Origin of the sequence: Escherichia sp. KCJ4928 (assembly GCF_004352695.1) — a bacterium.
In the GTDB taxonomy this organism is placed as follows: Bacteria; Pseudomonadota; Gammaproteobacteria; order Enterobacterales; family Enterobacteriaceae; genus ECMA0423.
In genome coordinates, this window is record NZ_SJWV01000534.1 from 1 (window position 1) to 637 (window position 637).

A 637-nucleotide genomic window follows, 5' to 3' on the forward strand; every position below is an offset into this window, starting at 1 on the left:
GCACATTCACCCCGTTCTCATCCGTCATGAACGGTACGAAATGGATATTCTTTTCCGTTTTGTTTTTATAGCTGCCGTACACCGTCTGGTACGTGGATTCGTTCTTCTGCTTCCAGAAATACGTCGTATCTCCACATATCCAGGGAACACCACCCGAAGAGCCACCGACGCACTGGCCTGCCATATCCGCCAGGTCTGCACGGAATTTATCAACCAGCGCGCCAAACTGTGCGGCGTGATTTACCGGCGTACCGCCAAAATCAAATTCCCCCTGCATCCACACCACGGTAAACAGCACATTTTTCGGGTTCTTCTTCAGTGCTGCTTTTGTTCGACCGATAAGGTCCTTATACAGCGGCTTGTCCACACCCCAGCGCGCTGAATTCTCCGAGGCACCGCCAGCGTCACTGTATGTGCCATCAGCTCCGGTGGTGAACGCTGAACCACCACGACAGCACGGAACCAGCAGAATACCCGCATTCGCCGGTATAAACGGCAGCAGTTTTTTGGCGATATGCAGCCCCTGCCCCACGGTTCCGTACTGCCCCTTTGACAGGTCCGCTTTCGGATGGTTAAGACGGCTCATGTCCTGCACATCATGCAGACAATGGTCCGCCGGAATGATGTCGTTATATTT

The 637-nt window shown here is 53.4% G+C and carries 1 protein-coding gene; it reads right to left on the minus strand.

From position 1 onward, the window contains the following. Positions 1–637, minus strand: a 637-nt coding sequence (locus E0D98_RS25380; RefSeq protein WP_165941075.1) for a sialate O-acetylesterase, incomplete at both ends; no start/stop codon positions are given.